The sequence below is a fragment of the Pseudomonas paraversuta genome (assembly GCF_904063065.1).
GTDB classification, from domain to species: Bacteria; Pseudomonadota; Gammaproteobacteria; order Pseudomonadales; family Pseudomonadaceae; genus Aquipseudomonas; species Aquipseudomonas paraversuta.
Window position 1 is genome coordinate 143,819 of the sequence record NZ_CAJFCL010000002.1, and the last position, 15,582, is coordinate 159,400.

Genomic DNA, 15,582 nt, shown 5'->3' on the forward strand with positions numbered 1-15,582 from the left:
TCTGCTGTCACCTGTGGGGGCCGGCTTGCCGGCCCTTGATCTGTTAACCCGATGCTGATTTATCTCCGCCATGATTTGTTTCGTGGCGTCTTTGCGGGTGCGCCTTATAATGGCCGACTTTGCGTTTACGAGCAGGCTGTAGCACCTTGGCAAATATAGATAACCCGGCAGCCGAAATGGCCGCCGAAGGCTTTTCCCGAATCGCGCTGGGCGTTGAATACAAAGGCTCGCGCTATAGCGGCTGGCAACGTCAGGCCAGTGGTGTGCTGACGGTCCAGGAAACCCTGGAAAATGCCTTGTCGAAAGTCGCCGCATCTCCGGTTTCATTGCTTTGTGCGGGCCGCACTGATGCGGGTGTACACGCCTGCGGGCAAGTGGTGCACTTTGACACCATGGCCGAGCGCTCCCTGAAAGCCTGGGTCATGGGCGCCAACATCAACTTGCCCCATGACATCAGTGTCAGCTGGGCCAAGGTCATGCCGGCGCATTTTCATGCACGCTTCAAAGCCATCGCCCGGCGTTACCGCTACGTGATCTACAACGATCAGATTCGCCCTGCGCACCTGAATCAGGAAATTACCTGGAACCATCGCCCGCTGGATGTCGAGCGGATGGCCGAGGCCGCGCGCTACCTGTTGGGCGTGCACGACTTCAGCGCTTTTCGTGCGGGTCAGTGCCAGGCCAAATCGCCGGTCAAGGAAATGCATCACCTGCGCGTGACACGTCATGGACAGATGATTGTGCTGGATATTCGCGCCAGTGCTTTTTTGCATCACATGGTGCGCAACATCGCCGGGGTGCTAATGACTATCGGCACTGGCGAGCGGCCGGTGGAATGGATGAAGGAAGTGCTGGAGAGCCGGGTCCGTCGTTCCGGTGGCGTAACAGCGCATCCCTATGGCCTGTATCTGGTGCAAGTTGAATATCACGATGAGTTCCAATTGCCGCAACGTTACATCGGTCCACATTTCTTGACCGGTTTTACCGAACTGGACGGCTGACGCCCGGATGAGCATTTGTTACCATCCGGGGCTTTCGCGTTTCTTGAGGTGTATTCGACATGTCAGCCGTTCGCAGCAAGATCTGCGGTATTACCTGCATAGATGATGCACTGGCAGCTGTTAGTGCCGGGGCTGACGCCATCGGCTTTGTGTTCTACGCAAAAAGTCCGCGGTCAGTAACGGCGCAGCAGGCGCGCGCGATCATTGCCGCCTTGCCGCCTTTTGTGACCACGGTCGGGTTGTTCGTCAATGCCACGGCCTGTGAGCTGAACGAAACACTTGATGCCGTACCGCTGGACTTGCTGCAGTTTCACGGCGATGAAACCCCTGAGCAGTGCGAGGGCTACCACCGTCCCTATATCAAGGCGTTGCGGGTAAAGGCGGGTGATGACATCGCTGGCGCCTGCAAGGCGTATGCCGGTGCCAGCGGTATTTTGCTGGATGCCTACGTTGAAGGGGTGCCCGGGGGAACCGGCCAGGCCTTTGACTGGTCATTGATACCGCAGGATTTGAGCAAACCGATTATCCTCGCAGGCGGCTTGTCTGCCGAGAACGTGGCCCGGGCCATTACTCAGGTGCGGCCGTATGCCGTTGATGTGAGTGGCGGGGTGGAAAAGAGCAAGGGCATCAAGGATCACGACAGGATTCGGGCCTTCATGCAGGCAGTACGGGCAACAAACTGATGCCCGATGTGACGGTTGGCAGTCTGCCACCGTCCATCATTACCGCTGTATAAAGCAGGCGGGCCCGGTGGTTCGACGGGCAGAAATTAAACTGGCGGCCGCTCTGGGGCGTGTTGTCGGGAAGGCTGAGGGTCCGGGGGTTACGCTGGTTTGCCATGTGCTGACCGCTTCTCCCCGGTAATCATCGCCGCATACCTAATGAATTTAGCTCAAGGGCATACACGGGGCCTGAACCCAAGCGTTCTGGCCACCGGTACTGGAGAAAGAAAGCATGAGCAACTGGTTGGTAGACAAGCTGATTCCTTCGATCATGCGTTCCGAGGTCAAAAAGAGCTCGGTACCTGAAGGCCTGTGGCACAAATGCCCGTCTTGCGACGCTGTGCTTTATCGTCCGGAGCTGGAAAAGACCCTGGACGTTTGCCCCAAATGTAATCACCACATGCGCATCGGCGCACGTGCCCGCATCAATATCTTCCTGGATGTCGATGGTCGTAACGAACTGGGCGCCGATCTGGAGCCTGTAGACCGTCTGAAATTCCGTGACAGCAAGAAGTACAAGGACCGTCTGGTCGGTGCGCAAAAGCAGACCGGCGAAAAAGATGCCCTGATCTCCGTGAGTGGCACCTTGCTGGGCATGCCGGTGGTAGTGTCTGCGTTTGAGTTCTCCTTCATGGGCGGCTCGATGGGCGCCATCGTTGGCGAGCGTTTTGTACGTGCCGCCAACTATGCGCTGGAAAACCGCTGCCCGATGGTCTGCTTCGCAGCCTCCGGTGGTGCGCGGATGCAGGAAGCCCTGATCTCCCTGATGCAAATGGCCAAGACCTCTGCGGTACTGGCGCGTCTGCGCGAAGAAGGCATTCCGTTTATCTCGGTCTTGACCGATCCGGTCTATGGCGGCGTTTCGGCCAGCCTGGCGATGCTCGGCGATGTAATCGTGGCTGAGCCTAAAGCCCTTATCGGCTTTGCCGGCCCGCGTGTAATCGAGCAGACCGTTCGTGAAAAACTGCCAGAAGGCTTCCAGCGCAGCGAGTTCCTGCTGGAGCACGGTGCAATCGACTTGATCATTGCCCGCCAGGAACTGCGCCCGCGCCTGGGTAACCTGCTGGCACAAATGATGGGCCTGCCTACGCCTGTGTTCGTGGCGCCGCCTGTTGAAGCTATCGTTGTTCCGCCGGTACCTGCAAACATATGACTGAGCGCACCCTTGGCGAGTGGCTCGCCTATCTTGAACAGCTGCATCCATCTGCCATCGACATGGGCCTGGATCGCGCGCGCGAGGTAACGAACCGCATGGGCCTGCAAAAGCCCGCGCCTCGGGTGGTGACGGTTACTGGCACCAACGGCAAGGGTTCGACCTGTGCGTTTGTAGCGTCCTTGCTGCGGGCGCAAGGTCTGAAAGTGGGGGTTTATAACTCTCCTCATCTGCTGCGCTACAACGAGCGTGTGCAGATCGACGGCGCCGAGGTCTCGGACGAGCAGCTTTGCGAAGCCTTCAGCGCTTTGGAAGCTGGCCGGGGCCAGACTTCACTGACCTATTTCGAGATGGGCACGCTGGCGGCTTTCTGGCTGTTCGAGCGTGCGCAACTTGACGCCGTGGTGCTGGAAGTCGGTCTGGGCGGGCGACTGGATGCGGTCAATCTGGTAGATGCCGACTTGGCACTGGTCACCAGTATCGGTGTGGATCACGTGGAATACCTTGGTAATACCCGTGAATCCGTGGCTTACGAAAAAGCCGGCATTTTTCGCCCGGGCAAGCCTGCTCTTTGTGGCGACTTGAACCCGCCTCAACCCTTGCTCGAGAAGGCTGCAGAGTTGGGTTGCCCGCTGTTTGTACGTGGTCGTGACTTTGACCTGGCCACTGCTGACAGCGTCTGGCACTGGCAGGGCCGGGATGCGGCAGGGCAGGTGGTGGAGTTGCGCGACTTGCCGCTGCTGGATTTGCCGATGGAGAACGCGGCACTGGCGTTGCAGGCTTATGCATTGACAGGTCTGCCGTGGCAGCCTGAACGAATTATTGAAGCGTTACAGGGTACGCAAGTGACAGGTCGGCTGGATCGTCGGCAGTTCAACTGGCACGGAAAAACCTTGAATATGCTGCTTGATGTGGGCCATAACCCCCATGCAGCGGAGTATCTGGTCAAGCGTCTGCAACAGCGTCCGATAGCGGGCAGGCGTCTGGCGGTATTCGGCCTGCTGGCCGACAAGGACCTGGATGGCGTAGTGTCACAGCTCGCGCCAGTGGTCGCGCATTGGGCGGTAGCACCGCTGAATACCGGGCGGACCCGGCCGGCGGCTGAGCTTCAGGGCTCGCTGCAGGATCTGGGGGCTCGGGTCTCGGTTTTCGCCAGTGTCGAGGCGGCACTTGAGGCACAGTGCGAGCAGGCCACCGGGCAAGACGAAATCCTGTTGTTCGGATCATTTTATTGCGTCGCTGAAGCGCTCGAGTGGTTGCAGCGGCGTGCCACGGAGGAGGCTGCAAATGGCTTTGCTGGATAAGGTATACAAGCAGCGGATGGTGGGCGCCCTGGTACTGGTGGCGCTGGCCGTGATCTTCTTGCCGATGCTGTTCTCGCGCGAAGATGAGCAGCGCCAGATTCAGGTCGATGCACCGACTGCACCCCAGATGCCGGTCATGCCCGAGGTCAAGGTAGAGCCGGTTGCGGTGCCCGAGCCGCAGGTAATCGCTGAAGAGCCTGCACCGCCTGAGCAGGAAGTCGTCACGCAGCAGGCACCGGCAGCTGCGGTGGCAAAACCTGTGGTTGCGGCGCCAAAACCACCGGCTGTCACGCCGGCTCAAACGGTTGCGCAGGCACCTGCCAAGCTCGATACCACGCAAAAACGTCTCGATCCTAACGGCTTGCCCATTAGCTGGTCGGTGCAACTGGTCAGTCTGTCTAATCGTGCAAGCGCTGATAACCTGCAGAAAACCCTTAGAAATCAAGGTTATAACGCTTATGTCCGATCTTCGGGCGGGATGAATCGGGTTTTTGTCGGTCCATTGCTTGAGCGTGCAGAGGCCGATCGCCTGCGCGATCTGCTCGGCAAGCAGCAAAATCTCAAGGGTTTTGTGGTGCGCTTTCAGCCCGAGCGTGGCTGAGTCGGTAAAAAGGTGTCACCTGATTGCCAAAGCACTGATAAATCGCCTTACCTGAGCGGCGGCGCTCTGCTAAAATGCGCCGCCTTATCTGTCCGTAGGCTGAACTGTGCCATTTACCTGGGTTGACTGGGCGATCGTTGCAATTATCGCCATCTCCGCTTTGATCAGCTTGAAGCGCGGCTTCGTTAAAGAGGCCCTGTCGCTGTGCACCTGGATCATTGCCGGGGTCGTCGCCTGGATGTTCGGCGGTTCACTGTCTCAATACCTCACCGGTTATATCGAAACACCTTCCGCCCGCGTTATCGTTGGGTGCACCATCATGTTTGTCGCCACCTTGCTGGTAGGCGCAATGATCAATTTTCTTATCGGCGAACTGATTCGCGTCACCGGACTGTCCGGGACCGATCGTTTTCTTGGCATGGCCTTCGGCGCTGCGCGTGGCGCGTTGCTGGTGGTTGTGGCGGTCGGGCTGTTAAGCCTGGGGCCGGTACAGCAAGACTCATGGTGGCAGGGGTCAAGGCTCGTGCCACAATTTCTATTGGTTGCCGATTGGTCGAAAAATCTCATTTTGGGGTGGAGTAGCCAGTGGTTGGCCAGCGGTATCAGCGTTCCTGCTGATATTCCGTTCAAGGAGCATCTCTTGCCGGCCAATCTGGCCAGGTAAGCGGTGTTCAGTTCAGATCCATTAAGTAGGGGTTGCGTCGCATGTGTGGCATCGTCGGTATCGTCGGTAAGTCGAACGTCAATCAGGCGCTGTATGACGCGCTAACCGTCCTCCAGCACCGCGGCCAGGATGCTGCCGGTATTGTGACCAGTCATGAAGGCCGGTTATTCCTGCGCAAGGACAACGGGCTGGTTCGCGATGTATTTCATCAGCGACACATGCAGCGTCTGGTCGGGCACATGGGCATTGGCCATGTGCGCTATCCAACTGCAGGCAGCTCGACTTCAGCTGAAGCCCAGCCGTTTTATGTCAACTCGCCATACGGCATTACCCTGGCGCATAACGGCAACCTGACCAACGTTGAACAACTGGCCAAGGAGATTTACGAATCTGACCTGCGCCACGTCAACACCAATTCCGATTCGGAAGTGCTGCTTAACGTATTTGCCCATGAGCTGGCTCAGCGTGGCAAATTGCAGCCAACCGAAGAAGACGTGTTTGCAGCGGTCACAGACGTACACAACCGCTGCCGCGGTGGTTACGCCGTGGTTGCGATGATTACCGGCTACGGTATCGTCGGTTTCCGTGATCCGAATGCCATTCGTCCTATCGTCTTCGGTCAGCGTCATACCGACGAAGGCGTCGAGTACATGATCGCTTCCGAAAGCGTGTCCCTGGACGTGCTGGGCTTCACCCTGATCCGTGACCTGGCGCCGGGCGAAGCGGTTTACATCACCAATGACGGCCAGCTGCACACCCGTCAGTGTGCTGTTAACCCGCAACTGACTCCGTGCATCTTCGAGCACGTGTACCTGGCGCGTCCCGATTCGATCATCGATGGCATTTCGGTATACAAGGCCCGTCTGCGCATGGGCGAGAAGCTCGCCGAGAAGATCCTGCGCGAGCGCCCGGATCACGATATCGATGTGGTCATCCCGATTCCGGACACCAGCCGCTGCGCTGCGCTGGAACTGGCTAACCACCTGGGCGTCAAGTTCCGCGAAGGTTTCGTCAAGAACCGTTACATCGGCCGTACCTTCATCATGCCGGGCCAGGCTGCGCGTAAAAAGTCCGTGCGCCAGAAGCTCAACGCCATCGAACTTGAGTTCCGCGGCAAGAACGTGATGCTGGTGGATGACTCGATCGTGCGCGGTACCACCTGCAAGCAGATCATTCAGATGGCCCGCGAAGCCGGCGCGAAAAATGTTTACTTCTGCTCGGCAGCTCCGGCTGTGCGCTACCCGAACGTTTATGGCATCGACATGCCAAGCGCTCACGAACTGATCGCGCACAATCGCAGCACCCAGGAAGTGGCCGAGCTGATCGGCGCCGACTGGCTGATCTATCAGGACCTGCCTGACCTGATCGAAGCGGTGGGTGGTGGCAAAATCAAGATCGACAAGTTTGATTGCGCAGTGTTCGACGGCAAGTACGTCACTGGCGATATCGATGACAACTATCTGGAAAGAATCGAGCGTGCGCGCAACGATGCTTCCAAGGTGGTTGCTCAAGGTGTCGGTGCAACGATAGGCTTGTACAACAACTAAGTGTTCACCAAACCGGCCCTGATGGGCCGGTTTGCGTTTCTCCAATACAAAGCAAATACACAGCAAGGAGTGGGCAGCATGAGTCAGGATTGGGATGCGGGACGGCTGGATAGCGACCTCGAGGGCGTAGCGTTCGATACCTTGGCTGTGCGTGCTGGCCAGCACCGTACGCCGGAAGGCGAGCACGGTGATGCGATGTTCCTGACTTCCAGCTACGTGTTCCGCACCGCCGCAGATGCAGCAGCCAGGTTCTCGGGCGAGGTGGCGGGCAACGTCTATTCGCGTTACACCAACCCCACGGTGCGAGCATTCGAAGAGCGCATGGCGGCCCTCGAAGGGGCGGAGCAGGCCGTGGCGACAGCGACCGGCATGGCGGCAATTCTGTCAGTGGTCATGAGTCTGTGCAGTGCCGGCGATCATATTCTGGTCTCGCGCAGCGTGTTCGGCTCAACCATCAGCCTGTTCGAGAAATACTTCAAACGCTTCGGCGTGCAGGTCGACTATGTACCGCTGGCTGAACTGGCTGGCTGGGACGCGGCGATCAAGCCCAATACCCGATTGCTGTTTGTTGAGTCGCCTTCCAATCCGCTGGCCGAGCTGGTGGATATTGCGGCTCTGGCAGAGATTGCCCACGCCAAGGGCGCGATGCTGGTGGTCGACAATTGCTTCTGCACGCCTGCCTTGCAGCAACCGCTCAAGCTGGGTGCCGACATTGTTGTGCATTCGGCCACCAAATTCATCGACGGCCAGGGTCGTTGCATGGGCGGGGTGGTTGCCGGTCGCAGTGAGCAGATGAAAGAAGTCGTAGGCTTCCTGCGTACTGCAGGGCCGACCCTGAGCCCGTTCAACGCCTGGATTTTCCTCAAGGGGCTGGAAACCTTGAATCTGCGCATGCGTGCCCACTGCGCCAGTGCCCAGGCCCTGGCTGAGTGGCTGGAGCAGCAGGACGGGATTGAGAAGGTCCACTATGCCGGTCTCAAAAGCCACCCGCAGCATGCCTTGGCCCAGCGTCAGCAGCGCGGTTTTGGCGCGGTGGTGAGTTTTGAAGTCCGGGGCGGCAAAGAGGGCGCATGGCGCTTTATCGATGCCACGCGCCTGATTTCAATCACCGCCAACCTGGGGGACAGCAAGACCACCATCACCCATCCGTCCACCACCTCCCATGGCCGGTTGGCGCCGCAGGAACGTGCAGCTGCCGGCATTCAGGACAGTCTGATCCGCATCGCCGTGGGCCTGGAAGATGTCACCGACCTGCAAGCAGATCTGGCGCGAGGCCTGGCCGCACTGTGAACGATATGATCCTTGAGGTACCTGTTGCCGGTAATGGGCGTGTGGCGCTGGTAACCGGCGCTGCGCGGGGCATTGGCCTGGGGATCGCCGCGTGGCTGGTCAGTGAAGGCTGGCAGGTAGTGCTGACCGACATCGACCGTGCACGGGGCTCTAAAGTGGCCCGGGTGCTGGGTGAAAATGCCTGGTTCGTGACCATGGATGTGTCGGTCGAGGCCGATGTCATCGGTTGCGTGGCCCAGGTATTGGGGCAGTTTGGACGTCTGGACGCGCTGGTGAGCAACGCGGCAATTGCCGACCCGCACAACATGACCCTGGAAAGCCTCGATCTGGAGCACTGGAACCGGGTAATGGCGGTCAACCTAACCGGTCCCATGCTCCTGGCCAAACACTGCGCGCCTTACTTGCGTGCGCATTGTGGCTCGATCGTTAATCTGGCTTCCACCCGTGCCCGTCAATCCGAGCCCGATACCGAGGCTTACGTGGCGAGCAAGGGCGGTTTGCTGGCATTGACCCATGCGCTGGCCATCAGCCTCGGGCCGGAGATCAGGGTCAACGCGGTCAGCCCGGGCTGGATTGACGCCCGGGACCCCTCTGTGAGGCGTGCGCAGCCGCTCACCGACACGGATCACGCCCAGCACCCGGCAGGGCGTGCAGGCACCGTGGAAGACGTTGCGTCCATGGTTGCGTGGCTGCTGTCGCGCAATGCCGGATTTGTGACGGGGCAGGAGTTTGTGGTCGACGGCGGCATGAGCAAGAAAATGGTTTACGGGGAATAAAGCCGTCCGCAGGAGCGAGGTTCGGGTTTTTTGCTTATTTTGAAAAAAACTCAACCTTGTCCTTGACTTAGGTTCAATACCTGCGTAAATTTCGCGGCCTCAACGAAGCAAAGGGTGATTAGCTCAGCTGGGAGAGCATCTGCCTTACAAGCAGAGGGTCGGCGGTTCGATCCCGTCATCACCCACCACTTCTTGAGTTTCTCGAAAGAGAAAGGTGGTTCTGAAAAGAACAACCAACCGACGCGCAGCGGTAGTTCAGTCGGTTAGAATACCGGCCTGTCACGCCGGGGGTCGCGGGTTCGAGTCCCGTCCGCTGCGCCATATTTGTACAGGTCAGGTTTTCCTGGCTTGGGCTTGAAAAGCACCGAAGCTTTTCAGTCACAGGTTTTAAAAGTTTCAAACGGACGCAAGTCCGAGCGATACGCAGCGGTAGTTCAGTCGGTTAGAATACCGGCCTGTCACGCCGGGGGTCGCGGGTTCGAGTCCCGTCCGCTGCGCCATATTTGCTCCAGAGCCCTTGAACTCTCTGGAGCTACAAAGAAAGCGACCTTAGGGTCGCTTTTTTTGTGCCCGGATTTCTTCATGACCCTGCGTGCTCCGTAGTCGCTGCCGTAGGCTGCGAAGGGCGGTGAAGCGACCCCTTTGCATGTCTGAATGACAAGGGAAGGCCCTGCGGCCCTGGGCGCAGCCTTTGGCAGCGACTACAGGTTTGGGCGGTTTCAGCCTTGCTGCGCAAATGTGATCGAATCAAACTGCGCGCAAAAAATGCCAACTGATGCACAATACGCCCCGTCACCGTTCTCTTCAGGATCTTTAATGCTTAAGTCATTCCCCTTGCGCGCTTTGGTTGCCGTCCTTTTGCTGGCCGGACTCGCAGGTTGCTCGTCGAAGAAAACAGCCATCTACGAGCATGAGAACTTCGATGATTCGGGAACGTTTTCGCGTAATTATCCGGTGACCGATAAAGCCTCGTGCGAAGCTGCACGCCGCGCCTTGCTCAGCCAGGGCTACATCATCACCAGTAACGATGCAAAAATGATCAGTGGCCACAAGAGCTTCCAGCAAACCGGCGAGAGCCATCTGGAGATCAGCTTCAACGTGGTCTGCGCAGACGACGGCGGCTCGGAGCATCACGCCACCATGTTTGCCAACGCCCTGCAGGATCGTTACGCACTGAAGAAGGTCAACAACTCGGCCAGCCTCGGGGTGGGGGTGCTGGGTTCGGTGTCGATGCCGATTGGCTCCTCCGATGACTCGATGGTGAAAGTGGCCAGCGAAACCGTGTCTTCGCCCCAGTTCTATGATCGCTTTTTCGCGCTGGTGGAAGTGTTCCTGCCCAAGGAAGTGAAAAAGGCTGCGCATATTCCGGAAAAGCCCAAGACCGATCTGGGTGTACCTGAAGTTGTCCCGGCCAAGGTCGAGGCGGCCCCCAAGCCGGCTGCGCCAGTCGAGGTGCCTGCGGCTGCCGAGCCTGCCAGCTTGCAACCGCCAGTGGAGAGCGCCCCGGTGCTGCCGGTAGAAGTCGTGCCTGCTCCGGCGCCGGTCGAACCGCCAGCCACACCGCCGGCCACACCTTCGGCGCCTGAAAAAGCCGCCGCACCCGCAGTGCCTGCGCCGGAACCGGCGATCACCCCTCTACCCGTTGCGCCAGAGGCGCTGCCGGCACAATAAGCGTGCAGTAATTTCCATGAACTCTGCTACGTTTAAAAAGTCAGTGAAGTCGAGTGCTCGCAAGGTGTCATTTTTCCTTCATGGGAGCGCTTTAAACTCACTTTCAGCGCCCCTCAGGCATGACTTGAACCAATAGAACGAAAAGGGATGTGGCAATGGACGACTATCAGGAAGAGTTGCTTGAGTATCAGGCTTTTGAGCTGGACCCGCTGGAACCTGCGGACGACGCAACCGAGCTTTAGGCTCTGAACCGCCTCATGCAGTGTTGCGCTGGCGACGACGGAACTCTCCCGGAGTCTGCGCGTTCCAGCGCTTGAATGCCCTCTGAAAGGCCTCTGCCGAGGCAAACCCCAACAAGTAGGCAATCTCGCCAAAGGCCAGTTCCGTATCGCGGATATAGGTCATGGCGAGGTCACGCCGCGTATCGTTGAGAATCGCCCGGAATTGCGTGCCTTCTTCTGCCAGCTTGCGGCGTAAGGTCCAGGTTGGCAGCTTGAGGCGTACCGCCACTTCCTCCAGATCGGGTTCGCGCCCGCCATTGAGCAAAGGCCCCAGCATTTGTGTAATCCGCTCGCGCAGGCTGCGGGTTCGGGTCAATTGCTCCAGTTCGCGCTCGCACAGTTGCAGCAAGAATGCCCAGGTTGTGGGGCAGTGCTGCGGGTTACGCAGATCCAGACTGGCGTGGTTCAGCCGCAGCTGGTTGGTCTCGGCCCGAAAGCTCACCGAGGTGTGGCTCAGGATGGCGTAGCGCTCGGCATACTCCGGCTCGCTGAACTCGATATCGATGTGCTCACCCAGCAAAGGCCGGGCCGCAACAGATGACAGCTGCTGCAGCCAGCCAGCAATGATCGAGTCCACCACAAACCGGTTGTAGGCGTTATACGGGCTGATGGAATAAAAGCGCAGCCAGGCGCCCTGAGCGTCTTCGTGCAGGCTCGACTGGCCGCGATAGTTGGAGGCATACAGGGCTTCAAAGCGAATCAGCGTGCGTGCCGCTTCCCGTACCGTGGGTGCCTGGGCTGCGGTTACACCGGCCAGGCCGGTCTGGGGCAGCCTGCTCATCTGACCCATGCGCAAACCCAGGGCCGGGTCGCCGGTCAAGGCAATCGCGGTGTGCCCCAGGCGCATGTAGCGCGGGATCGACAGTCGCGCCAGCGGTTGCCCGAGGCGTGCCGGATCGAGTCCGTATTGAGCGAGCAAAGGCAGAGGGTCGTGACCATAACTGCGCACCGCGTCGGCCAGGCATTCAACAAACCCGACTGAAAGATCCCCCAGACGCATCGGCAGCGGTTTCACAGGTTTACAGCCATAGGTTCAGCAAGCGGGCACCGCTGCCGGGCTGGTCCGGGCTGGTTTGCCCGTTACGGCTGACAAACCCCCAGCCGACGCTGTGCTTGTCCCAGAATTTGCCACGGGAGAACACCGTGATGCCGGCTTCGGCTGTACTGCTGGGGACGCTGCTGATCAGCGTCAGCCGGTGCCAGGCTTCGCCTTCGCTGACTTCTCCGGGCTTGAGGCTGATTTCACTGGGGCTCGTGACACTTTTAAAGCCGCCCCAGGGTTGATCCCAGGTGTTTTTACCAATCATGAACGCGGGGACAGCGATCAGTTGCGCCCCTTGCTCGTTCAATGTGCGGTAGTTCTCGGGATACCAGCTGTCGCTGCCGACCAGAATGCCCAGGCGACCGGCCGGTGTGTCGATCACGTTCAATTGGTGTTCAGGGCTTGGCTGGATATAGCTTTGTTCTTCGTAAGTGGGGAGTAACTGGCGTTGCGGCGTACCCAGAGGCATACCGTCCCGGCCAAACACAATGCTGCTGTTGTATAGCGGGCCTGAGCCGGGCAGCAGTTTGCCGTTCTCGATGCGTGGCTCGGGCAAGGCGATGCTGCCGGCCACCAGGGTCACCCCGTATTCTTTGGCCAGCCCGCCAAACAGGGTCTGGTAATCGCGGGCCATGCTCCTGGCTTTCATTCGCAGATGAGCATCGTTGGCCCGGCTGTCGCCCTCGGCGCGAAGCCAGGCACTGGCGAAGGCCAGCGGGTTGCTCCGTACCAGCCAGTCCATGGCCTGCGCAAGATTGGCCGCCTGATACAGCTCATTCTTTTCGCCGCGAAACACCAGCCAGGTGCCGATGTGTTCCGGCAGCACGACGATGGTCTTGTCGTTGAGCAGTCCGGCATCCCGGGCTTTGTCCAGATACGCCGCAAGCTTGAGGCGCACCAGATCCAGGCTTTGGTAGTCCCGGGGTGACAGGTCCGGCTCGATACCCAGCAGATTGCCACGGTCGTGGTTGACGCCGTCGTTGAGGGTCAGCTCGATGCGCAGGTCCGAGAGGTAGTGGCCCACCTCGCGTTGCTGGGCCCAGAACCAGTAGCCGGCGGTAGCGGCGATGAGGGTGACGATTAAGGTGCAGGCAAATAATTTACGCATTGGAAATAGAGCAACAGCCTTGGGCGGGATTCGGCAACTAGGGTAGGGTGCTGGTCCCGGCTTGCCAAGGGGGGCTGCGCATTTAGGTTAGCAATTTGTCACTTTGAGTCATTGAGTGACCCCGCAGGTATCTTTACTGTGGCTGGCATAAACGACGGGAGCCACAGAGCATCCCGCGTTCCGTGATTTATCCTGTTGTGGAGCTCGCCGATGACTGCCTCTCACTACCCGCATTTGATGGCCCCGCTGGATCTGGGTTTTACCACCTTGCGCAACCGCAGCCTGATGGGCTCCATGCACACCGGCCTTGAAGAAAAACCCGGTGGCTTTGAGCGCATGGCGGCCTATTTTGCCGAGCGTGCCAAAGGCGGGGTCGGCTTGATGGTCACGGGCGGCATTGCCCCCAACGACGAAGGCGGCGTGTACAGTGGCGCGGCCAAGCTGAGTACCGCCGAAGAGGCAGAAAAGCATTTGGTGGTGACCCGGGCGGTGCACGATGCGGGCGGCAAGATCTGCCTGCAGATCCTCCATGCCGGGCGTTATGCCTACAGCCCCCGTCAGGTGGCTCCGAGCGCAATCAAGGCGCCGATCAACCCGTTCACCCCCAAAGAACTGGATGAAGAAGGCATCGAGAAGCAGATCAGCGACTTCGTGACCTGCGCTAGGCTGGCTCAAAGCGCCAACTATGACGGCGTTGAAATCATGGGTTCCGAAGGCTACTTCATCAACCAGTTCCTCGCCGCGCACACCAACCATCGCACCGACCGCTGGGGCGGTTGCTATGAAAACCGCATGCGTTTGGCGGTGGAAATCGTGCGCCGGGTGCGCGAAACGGTGGGGCCGAACTTCATCATTATCTATCGCCTGTCGATGCTCGATCTGGTTGCTGAAGGCAGTGTCTGGTCCGAGATCGTGCAACTGGCCAAGGCCGTCGAACAGGCCGGTGCGACCCTGATCAACACCGGAATTGGCTGGCACGAAGCGCGCATTCCGACCATTGCCACCAAAGTGCCCCGTGGTGCCTTCAGCAAAGTGACCGCCAAGTTGCGTGGTTCGGTCAACGTGCCGCTGATTACCACCAACCGCATCAACACTCCGGAAATTGCCGAACAGATTCTGGCTGACGGCGACGCCGACATCGTGTCCATGGCGCGACCGTTCCTCGCCGACCCCGAGTTCGTCAACAAGGCTGCTGCTGGCCGCAGCGATGAAATCAACACCTGCATCGGCTGCAACCAGGCGTGCCTGGACCACACCTTTGGCGGCAAGCTCACCAGCTGCCTGGTCAACCCCCGAGCCTGTCACGAAACCGAGCTCAACTACCTGCCAACCATTGCGGTGAAGAAAATCGCCGTGGTCGGTGCCGGGCCTGCGGGGCTTTCGGCAGCGACCGTGGCTGCCGAGCGCGGGCATCAAGTGACACTGTTCGATTCGGCCAGCGAGATTGGTGGCCAGTTCAACGTGGCCAAGCGTGTACCGGGCAAGGAAGAATTCTTCGAAACCCTGCGCTACTTCGGTCGCAAGCTGCAGACCACCGGGGTTGAGGTTTGCCTGAACACCCGTGTCGACGTAGCGCAATTACTGGCAGGCGGTTTTGACGAAATCATACTGGCTACCGGGATTGCTCCGCGCACCCCGGCCATACCGGGCATCGACAACCCCAAGGTACTGAGCTACCTGGATGTGATTCTTCAGCGCAAGCCGGTGGGCGCCAGGGTTGCCGTGATCGGTGCCGGTGGCATTGGTTTTGACGTGTCCGAGTTCCTGGTGCAACAAGGGGTTGCCACCAGTCTGGATCGTGAAGCGTTCTGGAAAGAGTGGGGCATCGATACCCGGCTGGAGGCCCGGGGCGGCGTTGCGGGGATCAAGCCCGAGGTGCATGCCCCGGCGCGTCAGGTGTTCCTGCTGCAACGCAAGGCGAGCAAAGTGGGCGACGGTCTGGGCAAGACCACCGGCTGGATTCATCGCACCGGTCTGAAGAACAAACAGGTGCAAATGCTCAACAGCGTTGAATACCTGAGCATCGACAACGACGGTTTGCATATCCGGATTGGCGAAGGCGAGCCCCAAGTGCTGCCGGTGGACAACATCGTTATCTGCGCCGGTCAGGATCCGTTGCGCGAACTGCAGGACGGCCTGATTGCCGCCGGGCAGAACGTGCATTTGATTGGTGGTGCCGACGTCGCGGCCGAGCTGGATGCCAAGCGCGCCATCAACCAGGGCTCGCGTCTGGCCGCACAGCTGTAGGGTAGGAGCGAGCTTGCCTCGCACTGACATCGCTGCGGTGCATCTGAATGAGCGGGTCGTCGGTATCGCGAGGCAAGCTCGCTCCTACAGCGGGAGCGGGCCCACTTTATGTGCTGTCAGCTGGCTTGCTCGCGAGCGTTGCAACGCACAGGGCTCGCTCCTGCAGAGGAACAGG

The 15,582-nt window shown here is 59.4% G+C and carries 13 protein-coding genes and 3 tRNA genes; 14 read left to right on the plus strand and 2 right to left on the minus strand.

Going from position 1 to position 15,582, the window contains the following annotated elements; translation table 11 throughout:
* Positions 1–176 precede the first annotated feature (176 nt).
* The 13 genes from truA to JQ845_RS03825 all read left to right on the plus strand — a co-directional run bounded on the left by truA (position 177) and on the right by JQ845_RS03825 (position 10,729).
* Entirely contained in the window at positions 177–1,001 is an 825-nt protein-coding gene (gene truA, locus JQ845_RS03765) for a tRNA pseudouridine(38-40) synthase TruA (RefSeq protein WP_003446150.1), read from the plus strand.
* Between the two features lie 59 nt (positions 1,002–1,060).
* Entirely contained in the window at positions 1,061–1,684 is a 624-nt protein-coding gene (locus JQ845_RS03770) for a phosphoribosylanthranilate isomerase (RefSeq protein WP_003446148.1), read from the plus strand.
* 271 nt (positions 1,685–1,955) lie between these two features.
* Positions 1,956–2,876: an acetyl-CoA carboxylase, carboxyltransferase subunit beta gene (gene accD / locus JQ845_RS03775; RefSeq protein WP_003446146.1), complete on the plus strand. Its 921-nt coding sequence runs from the start codon at positions 1,956–1,958 to the stop codon at positions 2,874–2,876.
* Positions 2,873–4,180, plus strand: a complete 1,308-nt coding sequence (gene folC, locus JQ845_RS03780; RefSeq protein WP_203008349.1) for a bifunctional tetrahydrofolate synthase/dihydrofolate synthase — start codon at positions 2,873–2,875, stop codon at positions 4,178–4,180. Before accD ends, folC begins: the two co-directional genes overlap by 4 nt.
* Entirely contained in the window at positions 4,164–4,781 is a 618-nt protein-coding gene (locus tag JQ845_RS03785; RefSeq protein ID WP_010656916.1) for an SPOR domain-containing protein, read from the plus strand. The genes folC and JQ845_RS03785 overlap by 17 nt, the downstream gene beginning before the upstream one ends.
* 106 nt (positions 4,782–4,887) lie before the next feature.
* The gene (locus JQ845_RS03790) at positions 4,888–5,445 is read left to right on the plus strand and encodes a CvpA family protein (RefSeq protein ID WP_003446140.1); all 558 of its coding nucleotides are present in this window, start codon (positions 4,888–4,890) and stop codon (positions 5,443–5,445) included.
* 41 nt (positions 5,446–5,486) lie between these two features.
* Positions 5,487–6,992, plus strand: a complete 1,506-nt coding sequence (gene purF, locus JQ845_RS03795; protein ID WP_003446138.1) for an amidophosphoribosyltransferase — start codon at positions 5,487–5,489, stop codon at positions 6,990–6,992.
* Between the two features lie 78 nt (positions 6,993–7,070).
* Complete coding sequence (locus JQ845_RS03800) at positions 7,071–8,282, plus strand: O-succinylhomoserine sulfhydrylase (RefSeq protein ID WP_003446136.1); 1,212 nt, start codon at positions 7,071–7,073, stop codon at positions 8,280–8,282.
* Positions 8,283–8,287: 5 nt separating this feature from the next.
* The gene (locus tag JQ845_RS03805; protein ID WP_203008759.1) at positions 8,288–9,058 is read left to right on the plus strand and encodes an SDR family oxidoreductase; all 771 of its coding nucleotides are present in this window, start codon (positions 8,288–8,290) and stop codon (positions 9,056–9,058) included.
* A 112-nt stretch (positions 9,059–9,170) separates the two neighbouring features.
* Positions 9,171–9,246: transfer RNA gene (locus JQ845_RS03810), tRNA-Val, on the plus strand.
* Positions 9,247–9,302: 56 nt separating this feature from the next.
* Positions 9,303–9,379: transfer RNA gene (locus tag JQ845_RS03815), tRNA-Asp, on the plus strand.
* A 102-nt stretch (positions 9,380–9,481) separates the two neighbouring features.
* A tRNA-Asp gene (locus JQ845_RS03820) sits at positions 9,482–9,558 on the plus strand.
* A gap of 316 nt (positions 9,559–9,874) precedes the next feature.
* The gene (locus JQ845_RS03825) at positions 9,875–10,729 is read left to right on the plus strand and encodes a DUF2242 domain-containing protein (protein WP_203008352.1); all 855 of its coding nucleotides are present in this window, start codon (positions 9,875–9,877) and stop codon (positions 10,727–10,729) included.
* Between the two features lie 255 nt (positions 10,730–10,984).
* Here JQ845_RS03825 and JQ845_RS03830 read toward each other — a convergent pair whose 3' ends face one another.
* Positions 10,985–12,025: an AraC family transcriptional regulator gene (locus JQ845_RS03830; protein ID WP_203008355.1), complete on the minus strand. Its 1,041-nt coding sequence runs from the start codon at positions 12,023–12,025 to the stop codon at positions 10,985–10,987.
* Between the two features lie 4 nt (positions 12,026–12,029).
* On the minus strand, positions 12,030–13,160 hold the full coding sequence (locus JQ845_RS03835; RefSeq protein ID WP_003446126.1) for a carbon-nitrogen hydrolase family protein: 1,131 nt from the start codon (positions 13,158–13,160) through the stop codon (positions 12,030–12,032).
* Between the two features lie 210 nt (positions 13,161–13,370).
* Here JQ845_RS03835 and JQ845_RS03840 point away from each other — a divergent pair, with 210 nt between their 5' ends.
* Positions 13,371–15,407 (plus strand): NADPH-dependent 2,4-dienoyl-CoA reductase, encoded by a 2,037-nt coding sequence (locus tag JQ845_RS03840; RefSeq protein ID WP_203008358.1) that lies wholly within the window; start codon positions 13,371–13,373, stop codon positions 15,405–15,407.
* Positions 15,408–15,582 lie beyond the last annotated feature (175 nt).